The 2,249-nt window shown below is 75.8% G+C and carries 2 protein-coding genes; both read left to right on the top strand.

The genetic code is table 11. The annotated features are described in order from the left end of the window. The first annotated feature begins 165 nt into the window (after positions 1-165). Complete coding sequence (locus tag ND748_RS30375; RefSeq protein ID WP_251749693.1) at positions 166-1,173, top strand: glycosyltransferase; 1,008 nt, start codon at positions 166-168, stop codon at positions 1,171-1,173. Beyond that, the gene (locus ND748_RS30370; protein WP_251749691.1) at positions 1,170-2,063 is read left to right on the top strand and encodes an FkbM family methyltransferase; all 894 of its coding nucleotides are present in this window, start codon (positions 1,170-1,172) and stop codon (positions 2,061-2,063) included. The genes ND748_RS30375 and ND748_RS30370 overlap by 4 nt, the downstream gene beginning before the upstream one ends. Positions 2,064-2,249: the final 186 nt, after the last annotated feature.

The raw sequence follows: 2,249 nt of genomic DNA, 5'->3' as shown, positions 1-2,249 counted from the left end.
CGCCCGGATGGACGAGCCGGCCGGAGTTGATGGGCGCGGCGAGCAGGCGGCGGGTGGTGCCGCTTGGCGGCGGAAGGTGAGGCGACGGTGACCGACCACAGGCGGCGCGGCGCGGCGCGGTCGGCGGGGCCGTCCGTGGGGGTGCCGTCCACGGTTGCGCCGTCCATGGTTGCGCCGTCCGCGGGGGCGCTGCGGGTCGGGGTCGTCGGCCCGGTGGGGCTCGACGACTTCGCCGACAACATCGTCGACTGCCTGCCCGATCTGGGGGTGCACGCGGTGGCGCTGGGCCCGGCGGTCCCTCTGCCGCGGGGACGCTGGCTCGCCGGTGCGGCGCTGGCGGCGCGCACCGTCTCCGAGCGGCCGGACCAGGTCCACCAGCACCGCCTCGTCAACCGGGTCGAGCGGGAGTCCATCGACGTGGTGTTGTCAGCCGATGCCCGACTGCTGCCCTCGACCGTGCGGGCGCTACGCCGACGCGGGGTCCGCGTGGGCCTGTGGTTCCCGGATGCGGTGGTGAACCTGGGGCGCCAGTACCTGCTGATGGGGGACTACGACGCGCTGTTCCTCAGCGATCCGCTGCTGGCGCGGCGGCTGTCGGACGTGCTCGAGCTGCCCGCCTGGTACCTGCCCGAGGCCTGCAACCCGGCGCGCCACCGGCCGCCCGCGGCGGTGGACGACGAGGCGCACGCGGTGTTCGTCGGCAACACCTACGGAGTGCGGGTCCGGCTCGTCCAGCAGCTCCTCGACGCCGGGATCGCCGTGCGGCTCTACGGTCCGCCGCCGCCGCGCTGGCTGCGTGACCCGCGGGTGATGGCCTGCCACACCGGCCGGTTCATCACCGGAGCCGCGAAGGCCGCCGTCTTCCGCGGCGCCCTCGCCGTGGTCAACGCGTTGCACCCGGCGGAGATGGAGAGCGTGAACTGCCGGCTGTTCGAGGCGACCGCCTGCGGCGCGACCGTCGTCTGCGAGCGGCGCGCCGCGCTGCCCGACCTGTTCGTCGAGGGACGGGAGATCCTCGGGTTCACCGACTTCGCCGAGCTGACGGCGCACCTGAAACGCTGCGCCGCCGACCGGGCCGGTGCCCGGGCGCTGGGCGACGCCGCCCGCGCCCGCAGCCACCGCGACCACACCTACCAGCAGCGGCTCGACACCCTGCTGGACATCCTGCTGTGACCGCCGCACGCCGCGGGCGGCCCAGCGACGCCGACCGGTCCCACCGCGCCGGGCCGCTGCTGCGGGCCAAGATCCTGGCGGCCGGGCTGCTGACGAGCCCGGCCGTGGGGGCGGTCGTGGGCGCCGCCACCCGTAACCGGATCCGCAGTCACGGCGTCCGCTTCGACGTCACCGATGCGGTGTTCACCCCGCGGCAGCGGGCGGCGCTGTTCTGGCGGCTCTACGAGACCGCCGAGATCGGAATGATCCACCGGTACGTGGGCCCGGCGGGGACCGTGGTCGAACTCGGCGCGAGCCTCGGCATCACCGGCGCCCACATCGCCAGCCGCCTGGCTCCCGGCTCCCGGCTCGTCTGCGTAGAGGCCCACCCCGAACTCGCCGCGGGCCTGCGGCGACGGCTGGAGCCGCACACCGCCCACCTCACCCTCGACGTCGCCGCGCTGGCGATCACCGATCGACCCGGCCCGGTCCTGTTCGATCTCGGCGCCACCACCCTCGGCTCACGCCTGCGTGACCCCACCACCGCCGCAGCACCCACCATCACCGCAGCACCCACCATCACCGCGCACGCCGCCGCCGGGATCAGCGCGGTCCCGGCCGTCGGCGGGCCGGTGGCCGTGCCGGGGACGACGCTGCGCCACCTGTTGGCCGAGCGTCGGATCGACGCGTTCGACCTCGTCAGTGACATCGAGGGAGCCGAGGCGTCCTTCCTGCTGGGCGATCCCGGCGCCCTCGACGGCTGCCGCCGCGCCGTCCTCGAACTGCACGACACGGTCTTCGCCGGCCGCCGCGTTACCGCCGACGACCTGCTCGCCGCCGCCCGGAGGCTCGACTTCCGCATCCTGCGCCGCCGCGGCGCCGTCGTCGCCCTCACCCGCGACCCCGCCTGATCCGGCGGTTGCGCGCAACGGCGTCGCGGCCATCGCTCCTGCGCCGCAGGCCCGGCGCGTGATCGACGGTCAGCTTCGCCAGGCGGCCCAGCGGGCGGCGCGGGGTTCGCCGGGCAGGAGGCTGTCGGGCGGCGGGATGCGGCCGAGCCCGTCGCGCAGGCCGTGCAGCGCACAGCGCAGGCGGAC

The sequence above is a fragment of the Frankia sp. AiPs1 genome (genome assembly GCF_023716945.1).
Taxonomy (GTDB): domain Bacteria; phylum Actinomycetota; class Actinomycetes; order Frankiales; family Frankiaceae; genus Frankia.
This window is presented reverse-complemented; position numbering and strand designations above follow the sequence as displayed.